At 62.0% G+C, this 20,624-nt stretch carries 14 protein-coding genes; 8 read left to right on the forward strand and 6 right to left on the reverse strand.

Annotated elements, in window-relative coordinates; translation table 11 throughout:
- Window positions 1-306 precede the first annotated feature (306 nt).
- Complete coding sequence (locus CO670_RS13025) at window positions 307-2,130, forward strand: methyl-accepting chemotaxis protein (protein WP_097590617.1); 1,824 nt, start codon at window positions 307-309, stop codon at window positions 2,128-2,130.
- 74 nt (window positions 2,131-2,204) lie between these two features.
- Here CO670_RS13025 and CO670_RS13030 read toward each other — a convergent pair whose 3' ends face one another.
- Together CO670_RS13030 and glyS are read right to left on the reverse strand one after the other, a co-directional pair.
- Window positions 2,205-2,693 carry a DUF523 domain-containing protein gene (locus CO670_RS13030; RefSeq protein WP_097590618.1) on the reverse strand — a complete coding sequence of 163 codons (489 nt, stop codon included), beginning with the start codon at window positions 2,691-2,693 and terminating at the stop codon, window positions 2,205-2,207.
- A 54-nt stretch (window positions 2,694-2,747) separates the two neighbouring features.
- Window positions 2,748-4,862: a glycine--tRNA ligase subunit beta gene (gene glyS / locus CO670_RS13035; RefSeq protein ID WP_097590619.1), complete on the reverse strand. Its 2,115-nt coding sequence runs from the start codon at window positions 4,860-4,862 to the stop codon at window positions 2,748-2,750.
- Between the two features lie 237 nt (window positions 4,863-5,099).
- Between glyS and CO670_RS13040 the strand changes: the two genes are divergently transcribed.
- The 5 genes from CO670_RS13040 to ubiA all read left to right on the forward strand — a co-directional run bounded on the left by CO670_RS13040 (window position 5,100) and on the right by ubiA (window position 11,517).
- Entirely contained in the window at window positions 5,100-7,409 is a 2,310-nt protein-coding gene (locus CO670_RS13040) for a Tex family protein (protein ID WP_097590620.1), read from the forward strand.
- 133 nt (window positions 7,410-7,542) lie between these two features.
- Window positions 7,543-8,802, forward strand: coding sequence for a cyclopropane-fatty-acyl-phospholipid synthase family protein (locus tag CO670_RS13045; RefSeq protein WP_097590621.1), 1,260 nt, complete (start codon window positions 7,543-7,545; stop codon window positions 8,800-8,802).
- Window positions 8,803-8,839: 37 nt separating this feature from the next.
- A complete protein-coding gene (locus tag CO670_RS13050) occupies window positions 8,840-9,421 on the forward strand; it encodes a histidine phosphatase family protein (protein WP_097590718.1) in 582 nt (193 codons plus the stop codon).
- 163 nt (window positions 9,422-9,584) lie between these two features.
- Complete coding sequence (locus CO670_RS13055; RefSeq protein ID WP_097590622.1) at window positions 9,585-10,397, forward strand: MipA/OmpV family protein; 813 nt, start codon at window positions 9,585-9,587, stop codon at window positions 10,395-10,397.
- Between the two features lie 160 nt (window positions 10,398-10,557).
- Entirely contained in the window at window positions 10,558-11,517 is a 960-nt protein-coding gene (ubiA, locus tag CO670_RS13060; protein WP_097590623.1) for a 4-hydroxybenzoate octaprenyltransferase, read from the forward strand.
- Between the two features lie 84 nt (window positions 11,518-11,601).
- Here ubiA and CO670_RS13065 read toward each other — a convergent pair whose 3' ends face one another.
- Entirely contained in the window at window positions 11,602-12,168 is a 567-nt protein-coding gene (locus CO670_RS13065; protein ID WP_097590624.1) for a DUF6101 family protein, read from the reverse strand.
- A gap of 301 nt (window positions 12,169-12,469) precedes the next feature.
- On the opposite strand from CO670_RS13065, the gene CO670_RS13070 reads away from it, so the two are divergent.
- Window positions 12,470-15,805 carry a DUF1217 domain-containing protein gene (locus CO670_RS13070; RefSeq protein ID WP_097590625.1) on the forward strand — a complete coding sequence of 1,112 codons (3,336 nt, stop codon included), beginning with the start codon at window positions 12,470-12,472 and terminating at the stop codon, window positions 15,803-15,805.
- A 12-nt stretch (window positions 15,806-15,817) separates the two neighbouring features.
- Here the strand turns inward: CO670_RS13070 and CO670_RS13075 are convergent, their stop codons facing one another.
- The 3 genes from CO670_RS13075 to CO670_RS13085 all read right to left on the reverse strand — a co-directional run bounded on the left by CO670_RS13075 (window position 15,818) and on the right by CO670_RS13085 (window position 18,939).
- Window positions 15,818-17,254, reverse strand: a complete 1,437-nt coding sequence (locus CO670_RS13075) for an FAD-binding oxidoreductase (protein WP_097590626.1) — start codon at window positions 17,252-17,254, stop codon at window positions 15,818-15,820.
- A gap of 33 nt (window positions 17,255-17,287) precedes the next feature.
- Complete coding sequence (locus CO670_RS13080; RefSeq protein WP_097590627.1) at window positions 17,288-18,262, reverse strand: L-threonylcarbamoyladenylate synthase; 975 nt, start codon at window positions 18,260-18,262, stop codon at window positions 17,288-17,290.
- 68 nt (window positions 18,263-18,330) lie between these two features.
- On the reverse strand, window positions 18,331-18,939 hold the full coding sequence (locus CO670_RS13085) for a DUF6656 family protein (RefSeq protein WP_097590628.1): 609 nt from the start codon (window positions 18,937-18,939) through the stop codon (window positions 18,331-18,333).
- Between the two features lie 416 nt (window positions 18,940-19,355).
- On the opposite strand from CO670_RS13085, the gene CO670_RS13090 reads away from it, so the two are divergent.
- Window positions 19,356-20,600 (forward strand): aromatic ring-hydroxylating dioxygenase subunit alpha, encoded by a 1,245-nt coding sequence (locus tag CO670_RS13090; protein ID WP_097590629.1) that lies wholly within the window; start codon window positions 19,356-19,358, stop codon window positions 20,598-20,600.
- The last annotated feature ends 24 nt before the right edge of the window (window positions 20,601-20,624 follow it).

Genomic DNA, 20,624 nt, shown 5'->3' on the forward strand with positions numbered 1-20,624 from the left:
ACCGAATGCACCCTCGAAGAGAAGCGGGGGTGCATTCTTGCTTTGAGACGCTCTCCGAAAATTGATCGGTCTACGACCAGCGGATGAAAATCCGAGATTTTCCGCGTCATTCCCACCCCGGATTTTTAGGGAAACTTTGCATCGTTTTTCGTTAAATTAAAGCTTTCTTATGGGGTAAGCGGCGATGCTTCCTCGCCGGTCGCAGCATGTTATTCAGCAGCGGTAGACGCGTCGTCCCTTCGGCGCTCGCACAGGCGGTAGAAGACCGCACCGGAATGTACTTTGCCGTTCCCGTTGCGAGGAATCATGAAAAATCTGAAAATATCGAAGCAGCTCATATTGCTGGTCGTCGGCCTGATGATCGCCTTTGCGGTCGCCACCTCCCTGCAGATCCGCTCGTCGGTCGATGCGATCTACAAGGAGCGCTACGACATGCTCCGCGCCGAGGTTCAGTCGGCGGTCTCCGTTCTCAAGCTTTACCAGGCCAAGGTCACTGCGGGCGAAATGACGCTCGAGGACGCCCAGAAGCAGGCCTATACCACCGTCAACGGAATGAAATACGATCCGGACGGCTATTTCTTCGGTTATAGCTACGACGTCCAGATGCTGTTCCACTACGACGCCGCGAAAGTCGGACAGAACCTGAAGGGGCAGGCAGATAGCAAGGGCAAGCTCTATCGCGAAGAGCTGGTCAAGCTCGGTCAGCAGGGCGGAGGCCTTGTCGAATTTTATTCCACCAGCAAACCGGGCCAACCGGCCGGCGATTACCGCAAGACGGCCTATGGACAGGCTTTCGACCCTTGGAAAGTCGTCGTCGTCACCGGCGTCTACATGGACGATCTCGATGCGCAGATAGACAGCACGATCCTGACCGCGCTCTCCGGCAGCATCGTTCTGTTTTTCCTTGCCATGGCAGCCGCCTACGTCGTCATCCGCGGTATTTCAGGACCTCTCAACAACGTCCATGCCGCCCTGAAGGCTGTCTCCGAAGAGGATGTCTCCATCGCCATCCCGCATACGGCCATGAACAATGAAGTCGGCATGATGGCGAAGGCGACACAGTCGCTGCAGGAAAAGATCAGGGAGCGTCACGCGATGTCGGATCGCGAAGCGGCCCAGCAGCTGGCGCTGGAAAGCGAGCGTGAAAACAATCTGCGCCAGCAGCACGACGAAGCCGCACTTCAGGCCCGGGTCGTGGCGACGATCGGCCAGGCGCTGGAGATGATCGCCCGCGGCGATCTCACCGTCCGCTGCGCCGATCTCGGTCAGAAATACGCCGCCCTTCGCGACAACTTCAACGATGCGCTGTCGCATCTGGAAGCCGCCATGGCCAAGGTCAGCGCCAAGGGCAGCGATATCGGCACCAGCAAGGAAGAAATCCGCCGCGCTTCCAACGAGCTGTCGCAGCGCACCGAACGCCAGGCTGCAAGCCTGGAGGAGACCTCAGCCGCTCTCGACGAGCTGACAGTCGCCGTCCGCCAGACAGCCGATGGCGCACACGAAGCCAGCCAGCGCGTCCATTCCGTCAGCACCGAGGCCACCCATAGCGATGCCATCGTCAGCCAGGCGATCGAGGCGATGAGCGGTATCGAGAAGTCGTCCTCGGAAATTTCGAAGATCATCGGCGTCATCGATGAGATCGCCTTCCAGACCAACCTCCTGGCGCTGAATGCCGGCGTCGAGGCGGCCCGCGCCGGCGAATCCGGCAAGGGCTTTGCGGTCGTCGCCCAGGAAGTGCGCGAACTTGCCCAGCGGTCCGCCGCCGCGGCAAAGGAGATCAAGGACCAGATCGCCCGCTCCTCCACCCAGGTGGATCACGGCGTCCGTCTGGTCGGCGAGGCAGGCGAGGCGCTGAAGCGCATCTCCGACCAGATCAAGGCCGCCAACGAGATCGTCGCCAAGATCGCCCACAGCGCCTCCGAGCAGGACACGACGCTGCGGTCGATCTCATCTTCGATGAACCAGCTCGACGCTGCCACCCAGCAGAACGCCGCCATGGCCGAAGAGACCACGGCCTCGGCCGAAACGCTGGCCAGCGATACCGACGAGCTGGTCGATCTTATCCGCGGCTTCCGCGTCGGCGCCGCCGGCGCTCAGCCGGTCATGCATCGAGGCCGCCGCGCCGCCTAAGAGACCGGGATACAAGTTTTCATCGCCAGAGCCTTAGCGGCCGCCGGTTTTCCGGCGGCCGTGCCGTTTGATGATCATTCGGAAATGCGTTCGATCAGCCGCTCGATCTCGCGATCGGAAAACACCTCGACGCCGGCCGCTTTCAGCGCCGCCGCCGTCACGCCGTTGCCGGCCTGCTTGCGGCCGGAAAACGACCCGTCATAGATGAAATCGGATCCGCAGGACGGGCTGCCGTCGATGAGCAGCGCATAGCGGCAGCCGGCCTGCCTGGCGAGCGTGACGGCGTTTTCCGCCGCCTGCAGGAGCTCTTTCGTCACATCTGCCCCGGTGCTCTCGATGACGCGCGCCGAGCCGGCCAAGACATCCTCGCCGGTCGCGCCATCGCCGATCTCCGCCGGCGGCCGCGGTACCGGCATGCCCGCCGACATCTCGGGACAGATCGTCACCAGCCGCCCTTCGGCCCGCCATTTCTCGATTGCAGGATGAAGCAACGGCTTCGCCCGCCCGTCATACCGAACGGCTTGGCCCATGAGACAGGCGCTGACGAGAATCCTGTTTTGCATGCCTCATTGAATAACGCCGTGGCGGTCGCAATGCCAGACCGCCGATGCCGGCATTCAACCCGAAATCTTCGAGAAATCCGCGACCGTTCCCGTCGCTTCGCGGATCAGCCGCAGCAAAGCGAGGCGGTTGGCGCGGATGGCGGCGTCTTCGTCGTTAACGAGAACGTCTTCGAAGAAGCGGTCGACAGGGCCACGCAGCTTGGAAAGTGCCGCCATCGCCGAGCGGAAGTCCTCTCCGGCGACGGCATCCGCCGCATCCTTGGAGGCGCTCGATATGGCCGCGAAAAGTTCCTTTTCAGCGTCGAGCTTCAAAAGCGCTTCCGCGACGGCATCGGCGATGACGGTTCCCTTCTTTTCCTCGGCGGCGAGCAGCTGTGTGGCCCGCTTGGTGCCGGCAAGCAGGTTCTTGCCGTCCTCCGAGGTGATGAAGGCCGTCAGCGCCTCGACGCGGCGCGCCACCATCAACAGGTCGTCGGCTTCGGGCGTCAGCACGGCATCGATGAGATCGTGGCGGGCGCCCTGATCGCGCAGATAGACCTTGAGGCGATCATGGAAGAAGGAGAGCAGGTCGGCATCCCTGGCCGTCGCCAGAAGCGGCAGGCGGATCCTGCGCTCCAGCAGGATTCTGACGACGCCAAGCGCCGCGCGGCGCAGCGCAAACGGGTCCTTCGAGCCGGTCGGCTTTTCATCGATCGCCCAGAAGCCGGTCAACGTATCGAGCTTGTCCGCAAGCGCGACCGTGATCGCCACCTTGTCCTCCGGCACGCGGTCCGACGGCCCTTGCGGCTTGTAGTGATCCTCGATGGCCGCGGCGACGGAGGCATTCTCGCCCTGCAGCACCGCATATTTGCGGCCCATCAAGCCCTGCAGCTCCGGGAATTCGCCGACCGCTTCGGTGCGCAGATCGGCCTTGGCAAGTACAGCGGCGCGATCGGTAAGAGCCGCGTCCGCGCCGGTGATCTTCGTCAGCTCGGATGCCAGCGCGCGAATGCGGGCGACGCGCGCGCCTTGCGTCCCGAGCTTGGCGTGGAACGTCACGTCGAGCGCATCGAGCTTGGCCATGCGTTGATCGAGCGGCTTCTTCAGGTCGAGGCCGAACTTCTCGGCCGAAGCCGTGAGCGTTTCGAGATCCGGCAGATTGCCCTGGTCGCGCTTCCAGAAATGCAGCGCGTCCGAAAGCCGGGCGCGCACGACCTTGCCGTTGCCGTGAACGATTTCCTTGCCGCCATCCGTCGCCTGGATATTGGAGACGAGGATGAATTTGTTCGATAGCCCGTCTTCACCCTGCTTGCGGGTGACGAAGCACTTCTGGTTGGTCTTGATCGTCAGCCGGATAATCTCGGACGGGATGGAGAGATAATCTTCCTCGAAGCTGCCCATCAGCACCTGCGGCCATTCCACGAGGCCGGAGACTTCCTCCAGCAGGCCTTCGTCTTCCACCAGCTCGAGCCCGTTGGCGAAAGCGATGTCGCGGGCATCGTGCAGAATGATGTCCTTGCGCCGCTCGGCGTCGAGGATGACCTTGGCCTTTTCGAGGCTCGCCGCATAATCGTCGAAACGGCGCACGGTGATGGCCTCGGGCGCATGGAAGCGATGGCCGTAGGTGACGTTCGAGGCAGTGATGCCGTCGATCTCGAAGGGGATGACGACCGTTTCCTCGTGCTCAGGGCCGAAGGTGCAGATGATCGACTGCAGCGGCCGCACCCAGCGCAGCGCGCCCGGCCTGGAGGAGGCCTTGCCCCAGCGCATGGATTTCGGCCAGGGAAAATCGCGGATGATGCCGGGCATCACCTCGGCGATGATCTCTTCCGCCGCGCGGCCCGGCTTGGAGATGACCGCCACGTAAAAATCGCCCTTCTTCGGATCGCTCACCACCTGCGCCTCGGAGACCGAGGAAAGGCCGGCGCCGCGCAGGAAGCCCTCGATCGCCTTCTCGTTGGCATCGGTGCGCGGCCCCTTGCGCTCCTCGCGCACATCGGCGGAGCGTGCCGTCAGGCCGTGAATGTCGAGCGCAAGCCGGCGCGGCGTCCAATATTCGCGCGCGCCCTCATAGGACAGACCCGCTTCGACAAGCGCATCGGTGACGAGCTTCTTCAGATCGCCGGCAGCCTTGCGCTGCATGCGGGCCGGAATCTCTTCGGAGCGGAGTTCGAGAAGAAGGTTTGGCATGTCACTCTTTTCCTTGCGCCTGCGGGCAGGGCGTTCCAAAACGTTGCTTCTGCTATCAAAGAATGGCGCATCTGCACAACCGCAAAAACGGAAGAGAGCGATGGGGTAGGGCGACACGCCTGCCGATCCCCAATCACTCAACTTCCGCTGTGGAAACCACAGTCGGGCATTGCCTTGCCGCTTTTCGCCGCTATGGTCCCGCAACTTTCGTCGAAACAGGAAATCTCAGGGAAGCCTATGGCCGCAGACCTCCGTTTTCTCGCAGCCCGCATCGCGGCCGAAATCAATGCCCGGCCGGATCAGGCCAAAGCCGCGATCGAGCTGCTCGACGAGGGCGCCACCGTGCCCTTCATCGCGCGCTACCGCAAGGAGGTGACGGGCGGGCTCGACGATACGCAGCTGCGCAATCTCGCCGAGCGGCTGGTCTATCTGCGCGAACTCGAAGCCCGGCGTGCCGCGATCGTCGAATCGATCACCGGTCAGGGCAAGATGACCGACGAACTGATGGGCAAAGTGGCCGGCGCCGAAACCAAGGCCGAGCTCGAGGATCTCTATCTGCCTTATAAGCCGAAGCGCCGCACCCGCGCCGAAATTGCCCGCGAACGCGGTCTTGGCCCGCTCGCCGAGGTGATCCTTGCCGACCGCATCAGGGAGCCGGCGGTGCTCGCCGAAGGCTTCATCACCGCTGATGTGGCCGATGTGAAGGCGGCCCTCGAAGGCGCGCGCGACATCATCGCCGAAGCCATTGCCGAAAATGCCGATCTGCTCGGCAGATTGCGCGCCCATATGCGCCAAGCGTCGCTGCTGAAGGCGAAAGTCGTCGACGGCAAGCAGGCGACGGGCGAAAAGTTTTCCGATTATTTCGACCATTCCGAACGCTGGGCGACCGCCCCCGGCCACCGCGCGCTCGCCATGCTGCGCGGCTGGAACGAGGAAGTGCTTACGCTGACGATCGAGGCGGACGCCGAGGCCGTCTCGCCGAACAAGCCTGTTGAACGCATGATCGCCGCTGCCTACGAGATCGGCGCGAGCCGCCCGGGCGACCGCTGGCTGATGGATGTGGCAAGCTGGACCTGGCGCGTGAAGCTATCCATGTCGCTCTCGCTCGACCTGATGCGCGAACTGCGAGAAAGGGCCGAAGAGGAGGCGATCCATGTCTTCGCCCGCAACCTCAAGGATCTGCTGCTTGCCGCACCCGCCGGCTCGCGCGCGACGATGGGCCTCGATCCCGGCATCCGTACCGGCGTCAAGGTTGCCGTCGTCGATGGGACCGGCAAGGTGGTGGCGACCTCGACCGTCTATCCCTTCCAGCCGCGGAACGATGTGCGCGGCGCCCAGGTCGAGCTCGCATCGCTGATCCGCAAGCACAATGTCGAACTGATCTCGATCGGCAACGGCACCGGCAGCCGCGAAACGGAAAAGCTGGTGGCCGACATGCTGGCCGAACTGCCAGCGCCGAAGCCGACGAAGGTCATCGTTTCCGAAGCCGGCGCCTCGGTCTATTCCGCCTCGGCGACAGGTGCTGCCGAATTCCCCGATCTCGACGTGTCGCTGCGTGGCGCCGTCTCCATCGCACGCCGCCTGCAGGATCCGCTTGCCGAACTCGTCAAGATCGAGCCGAAGTCGATCGGCGTCGGCCAGTATCAGCACGATGTCGACCAGCAGAAGCTGTCGCGCTCGCTCGACGCCGTGGTCGAAGACGCGGTGAATGCCGTCGGCGTCGATCTCAACACCGCGTCCGCGCCGCTGCTCGCCCGCGTCTCCGGCCTCGGGCCGTCGATCGCCGATGCGATCGTGCGCCACCGCGACAGCGAGGGCCGCTTCGAGACGCGCCGCGATCTGTTGAAGGTCGCCCGGCTCGGCGGTCGCACCTTCGAGCAATGCGCCGGCTTCCTGCGCATCCCGAACGGCAAGGAGCCGCTCGATGCCTCATCGGTTCACCCGGAGGCCTACGGCGTCGCCAAGAAGATCGTCGCCGCTTGCGGCCGCGATCTCAGGGCGCTGATGGGCGACAGCGCCGTTCTGAAATCGATCGATCCGCGCCAGTTCATCGACGAGAAATTCGGTCTGCCGACGGTTCGCGACATCATCGCCGAGTTGGAAAAGCCCGGCCGCGACCCGCGCCCGAGCTTCAAGACCGCGACCTTTGCCGAAGGCGTCAACGAAATTTCCGATTTGAAGCCCGGCATGGTGCTGGAAGGCACGGTGACCAATGTCGCGGCCTTCGGCGCCTTCGTCGATATCGGCGTGCACCAGGATGGTCTCGTGCATGTGTCCCAGCTTGCCGACCGTTTCGTCAAGGATCCGCACGAGGTCGTGAAGGCCGGCGACGTCGTCAAGGTGCGCGTCGTCGAGGTCGATGCCAAACGCAAGCGGATCGGTCTTTCGATGCGGCGCGACGACGGTTCTTCGGCGCCTTCCCCGCGCGGTGATTCTCGCGGAAGTCAGGGTTCGCGGCCGCAGAACGATCGCCGGCCGGCCGCTCCGAAACAGGAAAGCCAGGGCGCTTTCGGCGCGGCACTTGCCGAAGCCATGAAGCGAAAATAATGGCTTAGCCTGCCTTTCGGCAAAAATGCAACAGTTTGGCAAAGTTCTCGAAAGAGTGCTAAATCCGGCGCTTGTAAGGCGAAGGAGAGCTATTAAGTTGATGTGACCATCCTGTCACATTTGCGAGGCGTCCATGGCGTCGGCTTTCCTTTCGATCGTCCAGCAAATCATCCGCAAGGGGTCCTTGAAACTTACCCTTGCCAATGGCGACACCCACATGATCGGCGACGGCAGCGGAGACATGGTTGCCGCCCGCGTTGCCGATCAGGAGGCCGAGGACGCCATCCGGCACGACCCGACGATGAAGCTCGGCGAAATGTACATGCAGGGCCGGTTCATTCTCGAAAAGGGCAATATTTACGATTTCCTGTCGCTGGTGAAGCAGAACACCACCAACGAGATTTTCGATTTCAAGATGGCGGCGCTGCTCGTCGGCCGCATTGCTTGGCAGCAGCTGAAGAGCCGCGTGCCCGTCAATCGCAACAAGCACAACGTCGCTCATCATTACGATCTGTCGGCCAAGCTCTTCGACCTTTTCCTCGATGAGGATTGGCAATATTCCTGTGCCTATTTCGAGCCGCCGGGCATCGGCCTCGACGAGGCGCAGCTTGCCAAGAAACGCCATATCGCCGCCAAGCTTCTGCTCGAGCCGAACCAGCGCATCCTGGAGATCGGCTCCGGCTGGGGCGGCATGGGCATGTATCTGGCGGAGGCGGCGGAAGGATCCGATTTCACCGGTATTACGCTGAGTGAAGAGCAGCTCAAGGTGTCGCGCACGCGCGCCGAAAAGCGCGGCCTGGGCGATCGCGTGCGGTTCGAGCTGCAGGATTACCGCAGCATGACCGGCCGGAAGTTCGACCGCATCGTCTCGGTCGGCATGTTCGAGCATGTCGGTATCGGCAATTACGGCAATTTCTTCCGCAAGGTAGCGGACCTGCTTGACGACAACGGCGTCATGGTCCTGCATTCAATCGGCCGTCCGAAGCCGAGCTTCGGCACCAACGCCTTCATCGAGAAATATATCTTCCCCGGCGGCTACATCCCCTCGGTCGGCGAGGTTCTGCCGCCGCTCGAAAAGGCCGGACTTCTGGTTAGAGACGTCGAAATCCTGCCGATGCATTATGCCTATACACTGCGCCACTGGCGCGAGCGTTTCGTGGCGCGCAAGGCCGAAGCCGTGGCGCTTTACGACGAGCAGTTCTTCCGCATGTGGGAATTCTATCTCGCCGGCTCGGAAATGGGCTTCCGCTGGGACGAACTCTTCATCCTGCAGATTCAGATCGCCAAGAACCAGTTCACGGTTCCCGACAACCGCAATTACATTGCCCGGAACGAAGCGAAGCTGAAGGAGTTCGAGGCGAACCGCCCACCGCTGGAGAAGGTGACGTTCTGACAGTCAGTATTTGTGCCGGTCATGAAAGGGCATGCCGATGAGCAGTGCGTTTCCCGAAATCTATCTCGTGCGGCATGGCGAAACCGAATGGAGCCGTTCCGGGCGTCATACCGGGCGAAGCGATATTCCCTTGACGGAAAATGGCGAGGCCGCCGCGCGCAAGCTTGCCGACCGGCTGGCGGGTCTTTCCTTCTCCGCCATCTGGTCTAGTCCCTCCGAGCGTGCCCGCAAAACCTGCATGCTTGCCGGATTCGGCTCCGGAGTGGTGATCCGTGAGGATCTCGCCGAATGGGATTACGGCGCCTACGAGGGCATCACGACGAAGGCTATTCTGGCGGATCGCCCCGGCTGGCAGCTCTTTCGCGACGGCTGCCCGAACGGTGAAGGCGCCGCCGACGTCGGCGCCCGCGCGGATGCCGTCATCGACGGGCTTCGCCAGGCGCCTGCCAGCATCCTGATCTTCTCGAGCTCGCATTTCCTGCGCGTGCTCGCCGCCCGCTGGCTCGGCCTGCCGCCGCAGGGCGGCGCGCATTTCGTGCTGGATACCGCGAGCATCAGCGTGCTCGGCTATGAGCACGATTTGACCGAACCGGTCATCCGCCGGTGGAACCAGAGATAGGGACCTGCGGGGACGGGATGGGCCAATAGCCGTTGGTGAGGGCCGCACGGCACAGCTTTCACGGGCCCTTTGGCCGTGGTTAACATTGGCGTAACGACCTCACGATAAATGTAGCGACCGCCGCCCTCCGCGGCTTTGTTTTTGCGTTTTCTGGAGTGCGGACGTGTCTCGTCGATCAGTCGTATCGATTTCTTTGCTTATTGCCTTTTCTTCCTTTGGTTCGGCGGCCGCACAGGAAAGCGGCCAGCATTTCTGGTCTGGCGACTGGTATCTGAGCGTCGGCGTCGCCGGTTTCTCCGCTCCGAAGTTCGAAGGCTCACGGCGTTATGAATTCAGGTTCAGCCCGCTGATCTCGGCCGGCCGGCAAGGATCGGCGCCGCGCTTTTCCTCGCGCAACGACAATCCTTCCTTCGCCCTCGTCGACAACGGCACTCTCCGCGCCGGTATCGTCGGCCGGTTCGTGCCTTCGCGCGATGATGGCGATGGCCATGAGTTGAAGGGCATGAAGAAGGTCAAGTGGGGAGCGGAAGCCGGCGGTTTCGTCGAAGTGTATCCGACCGATTTCATTCGCGCCCGCGCCGAAGTCCGCCAGGGCATCCGCTCGCATGATGGCGTCGTCGCCGATCTCGCCGTCGATGCCTTCACCGACATCGCGCCCGATCTGCAGCTTTCCGGCGGTCCGCGCGCGACATTCGCCACCAGCGGTTATTACGACGCCTATTACGGCGTCAACGCCAAGCAGGCTGCGGCAAGCGGCCTCGATCCCTACAAGCCGTCATCGGGTATCCAGTCTTACGGCGCGGGTGCAGCCCTGACATGGAAGGCAACGGAAAACCTGTCGGCGAGTTCCTTCCTGGAATATAAGCGGCTCGCAGGCCCGGCTGCCGACAGCAGCCTCGTCAGGGAGCGCGGCTCGAAGAACCAGGTCCTGATCGGCGTCTCGGCGACTTACAGGTTCAATTTCTCACTGCAGTGATTGGAGCAATTTCGGCAAAAGCATCCACGGGTTTTGCGTCAGGAATTGAGAGAAAACAAAGTGATAAAGCATTTCCGCGGTTCGAAGAAAAGCGAAGCTGCTCCCGTGACGCCGCGATCGCTTCTTGACCGGATCGGCAGCCCGCCGCTAGATGAAAGGCATGCAAGATACCGATCATTTTCACGATCGCGTCTCCGACGCACCTTCCGATAACTGGGTCTACCGGATCCTGCCGCCATGGCTCTGGCCTTATGCGCAACTGGCGCGCTGGGACCGGCCCATCGGCTGGCAGCTCTTGATGTGGCCGTGCTTCTGGTCGGCGAGCCTCGCTGCCAATGCGGCGATCGGCGAGGGACGCTATTCCGGCAGCCTGCTGGTCTCCCATCTCATCCTCTATTTCATCGGCGCGGTCGCCATGCGCGGCGCCGGCTGCACGTACAACGATCTCGTCGACCACGAGATCGACATGGAAGTGGCGCGCACGCGCTCGCGTCCGCTTCCGTCCGGCCGCGTCACCCGCGCCCACGCAAAGATCTTCATCGGCCTGCAGGCGCTGGTCGGCCTTTTCGTGCTGCTGCAGTTCAACTGGCTGACCGTTTTCCTCGGCATTCTCTCGCTCGGCATCGTCGCGCTTTATCCCTTCGCCAAACGCTTCACCGACTGGCCGCAATTCTTCCTGGGACTTGCCTTTTCCTGGGGCGCGCTGATGGGCTGGGCCGGCATATCGGGCGGCCTCTCCTTCGCAGCGATCCTGCTTTATGCCGCCTCCGTCGCCTGGACGATCGGTTATGACACGATCTACGCCCATCAGGACAAGGAAGACGACGAGCTGATCGGCGTGCGCTCCACCGCGCGGCTCTTCGGCGACAGGACGAGGCTTTGGCTGATCGGCCTTTATGGGCTGACGCTGGTGCTGATGTTTGCCGCTTTCCTGCTCGGCGACGCCAATCTCATCGCTTTCCTGGCGCTCATCGGCGCGGCCGGCATGTTCGCCTGGCAGATCGTCCGGCTTGATATCGATGATCCCGTCCAATGCCTGGCGCTCTTCAAATCGAACAACCGCGTCGGCCTGATCATCTTCTTCGGCCTTTTCGTCTCGCTGCTGTTCGCCATTCCCTGAATGGAACGAAAAAACCCGGCGCGGGCGCCGGGTTTCAAAATGGTTCCGAAGCGGCGTCGCCGCATGGAACTGTCGCGATTTCGCTCAGTTGCGGGCGATGATTTCCTTGCCCTCGATCTTCATCGCAACGCCCAGCCGGCCGGTGGTGCGGCGCACGAGGAAGCGCGGACGGCGATTGGCGAAGTAGGAATGGCGGCGGCGCGGCTTGAGATCGCCGGTACGCAGGGCTCCGATATGGTCTTCGAGCGGCCGTGCGACGCCATCGGCTTCGACCATCAGCATCGGAATGCGGAAGGCCTCCGACCAGCTGCGCCAGTCGGCGGCGATGTCGCTGAGATCATGGGCGACGAGCAGCGGAATGCAGAGTTCCGGATCCGCATGGTGGAGTTCGAGCGTCACCGTAACCTCGCCGTCGCCATGATCTATGGCGCGGGCCGCGACACCCTGAAAGACCCGCTTCGGCAGGGCAATCGACAGCGGCAGGCCGCTGGAGGGAAGGATCTTGCGCAGGACGGCGCCGCGCTCGTCTATGGTGATGCTGACGTCATCCGAACAATCATGGATGGCGTAGCTGACCTGCTGGGGAAAGTGGGACGGATCGAGGCGTAGCGTCGTGCCAGCCCATGCGGGCTTCATAACGGGATTGTTCATTTCATTCTACCCTTGTCTTACCTGAGAGCCGATTTCCGGTCTTCTCCTCGGGACTTTTCGTCCTCTATGGCCGACAATAGGCGGCCCCCCTTCCGTACAGCTTAAAAATTGCGGTTAAGAAAACTTTGCCTCCTACGATGGTTATCAAAACCGAATCCGGCAGGGTTTCCGGAAGGTGAACGGTGTCCTGTCCTGAAATGACGCAACCCAGAGGTAAGTCTCGGGTAAGTTTTGCGTGGCAAAATGGGCTTACCGGCAGTTCGTCGTTCTTTTAGAGATTTTGCCGAAAAGGGCGCTTTTGATGATTACGGCTTCCCTCGCATATTCGATCCTGTCGAAGGATATGACGTCGAGCCTGAACAAGGTTGCGTCCCAGTCGACGGTCAAGAAGGACGCTCAGTACTACGCCGACAATATCAACAAGGTCAAAGACGTCGACGACTTCCTCGGCGACTACAAGCTCTACAGCTACGCGATGAAGGCCTATGGCCTCGAGGACATGACGTACGCCAAGGCCTTCATGAAGAAGGTGCTGGAAAGCGATCTGACCGATCCCGACAGCTACGCTAACAAGCTCTCCGACACGCGCTACCGCGAATTCGCCGCCGCTTTCAATTTCAACGCGCCTGAGAAGGACGTGCAGACGGATGCGCAGGAGGACGAGTTGATCGGCCTCTACAAGCAGTCCTTTGTCGATGCCGACAAGGCCGCGGCCACCGAGAGCACCTATTACGGCAACAATATCGACAGCGTGCAGACCGTCGACGACCTGCTCAACAACACCCGGCTGCGCACCTATGTACTGAAGACCTTCAAGATCGATCCGACCTATGCGTCGAAGGATTTCCTGCGGCAGGTGCTGACGAGCGATCTCAGCGACCCGTCGAGCTTCGTCAACACGCAGGGCGGCGACAAGTACAAGGCGCTTGCCGCCCAGTTCAGCTTCAATGCCGACGGTACGGTCACCGGCACGGCCCAGACGGCGGCGCAGAAGGCCTCGGTCATCGAGACCTACACGCTGAATTCCCAGTCGGTCATCATCGACAATTCGGTCGGCTCCGACGTCTACTATGTCGGCAAGACGGCGGCCGAATATAACAAGGCCTATTATACCGCCAAGATCGGCACGATCACCAATGTCGACGATCTGGTCGCCGACAGCCGCCTGACCTCCTATATCAAGACGGCCTACAGCATGGGCGCCGACTTCACCGCGGCGGCGCTGCGCACGGTGCTGACCGATCCGGGCTATGCCCAGCTGATGGGCTTTACCAATGTCTACAACGCCTTCAATTTCAAGGCTGACGGCACGACCTCGAACACCGCGCGCGCTCAGACGATCGAGCAGGCGAACAAGCTGCAGTCGGCAGCGTCGAGCACTACCAACTATTATACCCTGACCTCGCAGTCGAGCAGCATCACCAATGTCGACGACCTGCTCGCCGACGGCGTCATGGCGCGCTACATCAAGGATGCCTATGGCCTCGGCGTGAATTTCAGCAATGCCGAATTGAAGAACATCCTGACGGACCCGGCCTATGCCGCCGCCCAGGGGAAGGCCGGCCTCAATGCCGACTTCAACTTCAATGCGGACGGCTCGATCAACGGCTCCGTGATCCAGACCGCGACGCAGCGCAAGTCGACCACCGACAAGTCGGCGGCGAATGCAGCGCACTTCAACGGCATGATCGGCAACGTCACCAATGTTGACGACATCATGTCCGATCCTGTTTCTGTCAGCTACATCAGAACCAGCATGCAGATCGCAGACAGCGTCTCGGATGCGACGCTGAGGACTTTCCTCGTCGATCCTGCGGCGGCGAGCGCCCAGGGCTACAGCGACGTCCACGAGCTCTTCAATTTCAAGACGGACGGGTCGGTCGCGACCCTCTATGCCTCGCAGAGCGCGGCGCAAAGCGCGAGCACCGCCGGCAAGGCCGACGATGCGGCAGTCTACTACCAGTCGACCATCGCCGGCATCTCGAATGTCGATCAGTTGCTGGCGGATCAAAGGCTGAACAATTTCGTCCGCAACGCCTATGGCATTCCGTCGACCGTCACCGACGTCGCTCTTCGTGCCATCCTGACCGACCAGAGCGGCACCGGCACCTATGCCGACGTTGCCGCCGCCTACAACTTCAAGGCGGATGGCACGCTCGAGGACGGTATGTCCGCCCAGACGAGCAGCCAGGTCACCAACACGAAGTTGACCGCCGCAGCGCGCACGGACGACTATTCCGCCCGGATGGCGGCGATTTCGAACGTCGATGATTTGATCGCCGATCCCGCCATCACCAATTTCCTGAAGAGCACATATAATCTGCCCACCGGTATCTCGGATGCCGACCTCAGGAGCATCTTGACCGACTCGGCCGCGGCCGCGGCGGCTGGCTATGCCGATCTCAATGCCGATTTCAACTTCGCCGCCGATGGATCGCTCCCGGCCGTCAGCTCGGTCCAGACCGCCGCGCAGGCGCAGGCCACCAACGACAATTATGCCGCCCGCTATGACGACGAGCGCGATGATGCGATCGACGAGGTCGCCTCCAATTACCAGAAAATGATGGCCGACAGCACCAGCCTGCTGGATTTCTCCGAGATCAAAAGCGTCAATGATTTCCTACGCACCAATTCGGCAGCGGACTTCACCAAGAGCAACGACAATCTGCCGGATCTTTATCATGTGGCGCTGCAGGCTTTCGGCCTGACCGATCAGGAAGTGCCGCGCTCGATGATGCGCAAGATCCTGACGAGCGATGCTTACGACCCGAATGGTTATATTGCGTCCCTCAAGGATGAACGCATCACCAACCTCGCCCGCGCCTTCAATTTCGGTCCCGACGGCAAGGCGGCGTCGCCTTTCCAGGCGCTTCCGGACGCGACCATGGCCAAATATGCCACCGACTACAAGGCGCATATGACCATGCTGCTGAAGGATGGTCCGGTGAAGGACAAGGCAGCCAAGGACGCGACGGCCGAAGTCGATTATTTCGCAAAGGGCATGGCGAAGGTGAAGTCGCTCGACGATTTCCTGGATGACAGCCGGTTGACCGATCTGGTGCTGAAGGCGAACAATCTCGATCCGAAGGATTACGACAAGGCCACGTTGAAGAAGATCTTCACCTCGGATCCCGACGACAAGAAGAGCTACCTGAACGACAAGGCGGACGCGCGCTTCAAGGATATCGTCGCTGCCTTCAACTTCGACAAGGACGGCAATCTGACCCGCGCCAAGATCGGCACCATCCAGAACAAGGCGTCCGAGGATCGCACCCAGCAGCTCTACCTGCAGCAGACGATGGAAACGCAGGAAGGCGAAACCAACGACGGCGTGCGCCTGGCGCTCTACTTCAGCCGCAAGGCCTCGAGCATCACCTCGATCTATTCGATCCTCGGCGACAGGGCGCTCTACCAGGTCATCACCACCGCCTACAGCCTGCCGTCGCAGATCTCGGGCATGGACGTCGCCAAGCAGGCCGATCTCATCAACCGCTTCGTCAAGCTGGAGGATCTCCAGGATCCGAAGAAGGTCGACAAGCTGCTGAGACGCTTCACGGCAATGTACGACGTCCAGAACAGCACGCAGCAATCGCCGGCGCTGCAGATCCTGACTGGTGGCGGTACGCAGTCGGCCTGATCGTGGTCAGCCTCACACGTCGAGGCTGACGACCTTTCCCGGATTCATGATATCAGCCGGATCGAAGGCGCGTTTGATGCGGCGCATCAGCTCGATTTCGATCGCCGGACGGATCGCCGCCAGCTCGTCGCGCTTCAGCTGTCCGATGCCGTGCTCGGCCGAGATCGAGCCGCCGTGGGCGAGCACCAGCCCGTGAACGATGTGGTTCATCTCATGCCAGCGGGCGATGAAAGCGGCCTTGTCGGCGCCGATCGGCTGGGAAATATTGTAATGGATATTGCCGTCGCCCATGTGGCCGAAGGCGCAGATCCGGGCGCCCGGCATCGCCGCCATCACTGCCGTCTCGGCTTCGGCCATGAAATGGGGGATCCTCGATACGGGCACGGAAACATCGTGCTTGATCGAGCCTCCCTCGGGCTTTTGAGCATCCGACATGCTCTCGCGCATGTGCCATATCGCTTTCTGCTGCGCCACGGATGAGGCGATCACGGCATCCAGCACCAGTCCGGCCTCGAAACCCTGTTCCAGCAGGCCATTCATCATCCGCTCCGCCGTCTCGGCCGAGTCCGAGGTCGAGATATCGATCAGCACATACCAGGGATAGGCCGCTTCCAGCGGATCGCGGACGCCGTCGATGTGGCGGGCAGTGATCTCGACCCCGAAGCGCGGCATCAGTTCGAAGCCGGTGAGCGAGGCGCCGCAGAGGCTGGAGGCAAGGTTGAAAAGCGCGAGCGCATCTTCGACCGAGTTGACGCCGGCGAATGCCACCTGATGGCCGAGCGGCTGCGGGAAAAGCTTCAGCACCGCGCCCGTGATGATGCCGAGCGTGCCTTCGGCGCCGATGAAGAGATCGCGCAGATCGTAGCCGGTATTGTCCTTCTTCAGGCGGCGCAGGCCATCCCAGATCTCGCCGGTCGGCAGCACCACTTCGAGACCGAGGCAGAGCTGGCGCATATTGCCGTAGGCAAGCACGGCCGTACCGCCGGCATTGGTGGAAAGGTTGCCGCCGATGCGGCAAGAGCCTTCCGAACCGAGCGACAGCGGAAAGAGCCGCCCATGCGCCTCGGCCGCCTTCTGCACCTCGGCAAGAATGGCGCCGCCATCGGCCACGAGCACGTTCGCCACCGGATCGACGTCGCGGATCCTGTTCATGCGCTCGAGCGACAGGATGATATCGCACTTGCCCGCGCGCGGCGTCTGGCCGCCGACGAGACCGGTATTGCCGGTCTGCGGCACGATTGCCGTTCCCGTCTCTGTCGCGAGCTTCATGATCGCGGAGACTTCCTCGAGCGAGCCGGGTTTTAAAAGGAGAGGGGAGGCGCCGTGATAGAGGCCGCGGTTTTCGATGAGATGCGGCGCAAGGTCGGCCTCGCTGCGAAGCGCGTATTTCTCGCCGACGATGGCGGCGAAGCGGTCGAGAAGATCGGTGGAAATGCCGGGGCTGCTCATAGGGTCGATCCTCTGTCGCTTCTATCAGGTCTGTCAGTCGCGCGGGGCGGCAGCCCTTTGCAGGCGGTCGTTGATGGCCTCGCCCAGTCCTTCCTCGGGAATGGGCGAAAAGGCGATGCTCGACGCGCCGCTGGCATCGGCCCGCTTCATGTAGTCGAAAAGATTTGCGGCTGCCTCGGCAAGATCGCCGCGCGGGCTGAGATCGAGGACGATCCGCGCGTCGTCGGCTCCTAAGACCGCAGCGCTGCCGAAGGCGATCAGCGCTTCGCCGGGTTCCACCGCCGTCGCATTGAGGCGCACGGAAGCGCCCGGCGCATAATGCGAGGCGAGCATGCCCGGCGCCTCGATCGCGGCCGATGCCGTCTTCGGACGCAGCAGCGGCTGGCCTGCGACGCGTTCGATTTCGCGCGCGGCCAGCCCGCCGGGCCGAAGCAGCCTCAGCCGGCCGTCCTCGACTTTGACGATGGTCGATTCGACGCCGACGGTGCTCGGGCCGGCATCGAGGATCAGGGGGATTCTCGTCCCGAGATCGGCTTCGACATGGGCGGCGCTCGTCGCGCTGATGGCGCCCGAAGTATTGGCGCTCGGGGCCGCGAGCGGGTGGCCCAAGGCTTCGATCAAGGAGCCTGCGAAACCCTTCGGCACGCGAACGCCGACGCTGTCGAGCCCGGCGGTCGCCAGCGAGTGGATCGGGCTGTCAGGCTTCAGCGGCAGCACGAGCGTGAGCGGGCCGGGCCAGAAGGCGATAGCGAGCGCCCGCGAGACCGGGTCGAATTCGGCATGTTCTTCGGCCATTTCGAGATCGGCCATATGGCAGATCAACGGGTTGAAGCGCGGCCGTCCCTTGGTCTCGTAGATGCGGGTGATTGCCGCCGGATTGGTGGCGTCGGCCGCAAGGCCGTAGACGGTCTCGGTCGGAATGGCGATGGCGAAGCCGTCGGCAAGCGCGGCGCAGGCCGCTTCCAGCGCCGTCTGCCTGTCTGCCCTGATGTCGATGATGCGTGCCATATGCTGCCTGTGTCCGGTTCCGGCAGTCATTAGGCTTTCCGCCGCCCGCGATCAATCGCCTTGTTCACTCACAGCTGGCGGATGATTTCGCGCAGCTGCTCGTTGCGGGCGCCGAGCAGCAGGATATTGCGGATCGCCGCCTGCGGATCATGGGTGCGGAAGAGCAGCCCGTTGCCGCGCACCGAGCGGTCGATGCTCATCTTTTCCGTGGAATCCTCGCCCGGCTTGATCGCCACGGCAAAATACATTCTGGAATAGCCGACATCGATGCGTTCGAAGAAATTGTCGTTGTCGCCGATGTCGGAATAGAAATTGGCGATGTAGAAGGCCCAGCTGACGTCTTCGTAATGGGCGAATTTCGTTCGCGCGGCGGTGACGTGGCAATAGCCGAGATGAGGGCTGTCTTCCAGCGTCCGGTGGAAGATCATCTTCGGAAACTGGATGGAGCGGTGGAAGCCGTTGATATGCTGATGGGTCTTTTCGCCGGCAGCCTCCAGCTTGCGGCCGGTTTTCGCCGCCACTTCCTCATGGGTGAGGTAACGCTTTTCCTCGGCCAGCCAATGGCGCCGGTCGCGGGTGATGCGGCCGGTGCGCAAGAACTCCGAATGCGCGGCGATCAGCTGCCGCTCCGGCGATTTGCTCGGTATTTTCGCGTCGAAATAACGGAGTTTGGCCATGGTTCGCGTTCTTCGGTCGATCTGTAATCCTCGGGAGGATAGGACCGTATGCTTAAGGCGGTGTTAAAGCGGCCGAGGCGGCCGCCGGTCGGGCCTTGCGTGTCTGTCGATGTCGTAAACAGGATGATTATCGATGCCGACCGGTCAATCGTTTGGCAGGTATAGTCTTTACGTCGTGTCGCAATTGGCGATAAATACCGGAAAGCCGGGCGAATTGATCGATCGGGGTTGCAACGTTTGCACTGTCTTGCATCCTGTCGTCAATTTCGAAGCCGATGTCGCATTGTAACCAAGCGGCGGCCATACCAGGTGATTAAATGACGCCGTAAACAATTCTCCCGAAGGAGAAGGAAGCGGGCGCGCTTCCGCCGGCCTTCTTTCTCGAAGGCGGTAGCCGGGTGCACGAGGACAAGAAGATGGATATTCGCAGCAACGTTTTACGTCAGCTCAAGAACCGCCGCGAGGGCTTCAGCCTCGAACAGCCGTTCTATACCGACGAGGATTATTTCCAGCTCGATATGGAGATGATCTACTATCGCGACTGGCTGTTCATCGGCCATGATTGCGAGCTGCCGAAGCCCGGAGCCTATTTCACCGTGCAGATCGGCAGCTACCCTGTGGTCATCGTCCGCGGCCGTGACAATGTCATCCGCGCCTTCCACAACAGCTGTCGCCATCGCGGCTCGCGCGTCTGCACCAAGGAGCACGGCTCTTCCGTGCGCCTGGTCTGCCCCTATCATCAGTGGACCTACGATCTCGACGGCAAGCTCGCCTTCGCCCGTCACATGGGCGACGATTTCGACAAGACCGGCTTCAACCTGAAGCCCGTCCATTGCGAAAGCGTTGCGGGCTACATCTTCATCTGCCTCGCCGACTCCGCCCCGGATTTCAAGACGGTGCGCGACAAGATCGAGCCCTATATGGCGCCGCACGGGATCGGCGAAACCAAGGTCGCCTTCCAGAGCACGATCATCGAGAAGGGCAACTGGAAGCTCGTCTGGGAAAACAATCGCGAGTGCTATCATTGCGCCGCCAATCATCCCGAGCTTTGCCGCACCTATCCCGAAGCGCCGAGCGTCACCGGTACGGATGGCGGCGCCGACGATCCGGAAATCGCCGGCCATTGGGCCCGCTGCGAGGCCGCCGGCCTGCCGAGCAAGTTCCAGATTTCGCCGGACGGTCAGTTCCGCACCGCCCGCATGCCGCTGATCGAGGATGCCGAGAGCTACACCATGTCGGGCAAGCCCGCGGTCAAGCGCCGGATCTCCGACGATATCTCGATCAACCGTATCGGCACCATGCTGCTCTTCCACTATCCGACGACGTGGAACCACCTGCTCGGCGACCACGCCATCTCCTTCCGCGTGCTGCCGCTCAGCGCCAATGAGACGGCGGTCACGACCAAGTGGCTCGTCCACAAGGACGCGGTCGAGGGCGTGGACTACAATCTGGAAGAACTGACGCACGTCTGGACCGAGACCAACGATCAGGATCGCCGCATCGTCGAGGAAAACGCCTTCGGCATTCACTCGCCCGCCTATGAGCCCGGCCCCTATTCCGCCGTGCATGAGGGCGGCGTCATGCAGTTCCTGGAATGGTACTCGAACTTCATGGTGAACCGCCTGCAGGGCGATCAGGCGAAAATTTCCGCCGTTGCCTGAGCACTCCCGGTTAATCTCCGGTTC

It is taken from the genome of Rhizobium sp. J15, assembly GCF_002531825.1.
GTDB lineage: Bacteria > Pseudomonadota > Alphaproteobacteria > Rhizobiales > Rhizobiaceae > Rhizobium.

Excerpts from the sequence above, each read along its gene's own strand:
- CO670_RS13025 (WP_097590617.1), top strand. The coding sequence starts at position 307 with ATGAAAAATCTGAAAATATCGAAGCAGCTCATATTGCTGGTCGTCGGC.
- CO670_RS13030 (WP_097590618.1), bottom strand. The coding sequence starts at position 2,693 with ATGCAAAACAGGATTCTCGTCAGCGCCTGTCTCATGGGCCAAGCCGTT.
- glyS (WP_097590619.1), bottom strand. The coding sequence starts at position 4,862 with ATGCCAAACCTTCTTCTCGAACTCCGCTCCGAAGAGATTCCGGCCCGC.
- CO670_RS13040 (WP_097590620.1), top strand. The coding sequence starts at position 5,100 with ATGGCCGCAGACCTCCGTTTTCTCGCAGCCCGCATCGCGGCCGAAATC.
- CO670_RS13045 (WP_097590621.1), top strand. The coding sequence starts at position 7,543 with ATGGCGTCGGCTTTCCTTTCGATCGTCCAGCAAATCATCCGCAAGGGG.
- CO670_RS13050 (WP_097590718.1), top strand. The coding sequence starts at position 8,840 with ATGAGCAGTGCGTTTCCCGAAATCTATCTCGTGCGGCATGGCGAAACC.
- ubiA (WP_097590623.1), top strand. The coding sequence starts at position 10,558 with ATGCAAGATACCGATCATTTTCACGATCGCGTCTCCGACGCACCTTCC.
- CO670_RS13065 (WP_097590624.1), bottom strand. The coding sequence starts at position 12,168 with ATGAACAATCCCGTTATGAAGCCCGCATGGGCTGGCACGACGCTACGC.
- CO670_RS13070 (WP_097590625.1), top strand. The coding sequence starts at position 12,470 with ATGATTACGGCTTCCCTCGCATATTCGATCCTGTCGAAGGATATGACG.
- CO670_RS13075 (WP_097590626.1), bottom strand. The coding sequence starts at position 17,254 with ATGAGCAGCCCCGGCATTTCCACCGATCTTCTCGACCGCTTCGCCGCC.
- CO670_RS13080 (WP_097590627.1), bottom strand. The coding sequence starts at position 18,262 with ATGGCACGCATCATCGACATCAGGGCAGACAGGCAGACGGCGCTGGAA.
- CO670_RS13085 (WP_097590628.1), bottom strand. The coding sequence starts at position 18,939 with ATGGCCAAACTCCGTTATTTCGACGCGAAAATACCGAGCAAATCGCCG.
- CO670_RS13090 (WP_097590629.1), top strand. The coding sequence starts at position 19,356 with ATGGATATTCGCAGCAACGTTTTACGTCAGCTCAAGAACCGCCGCGAG.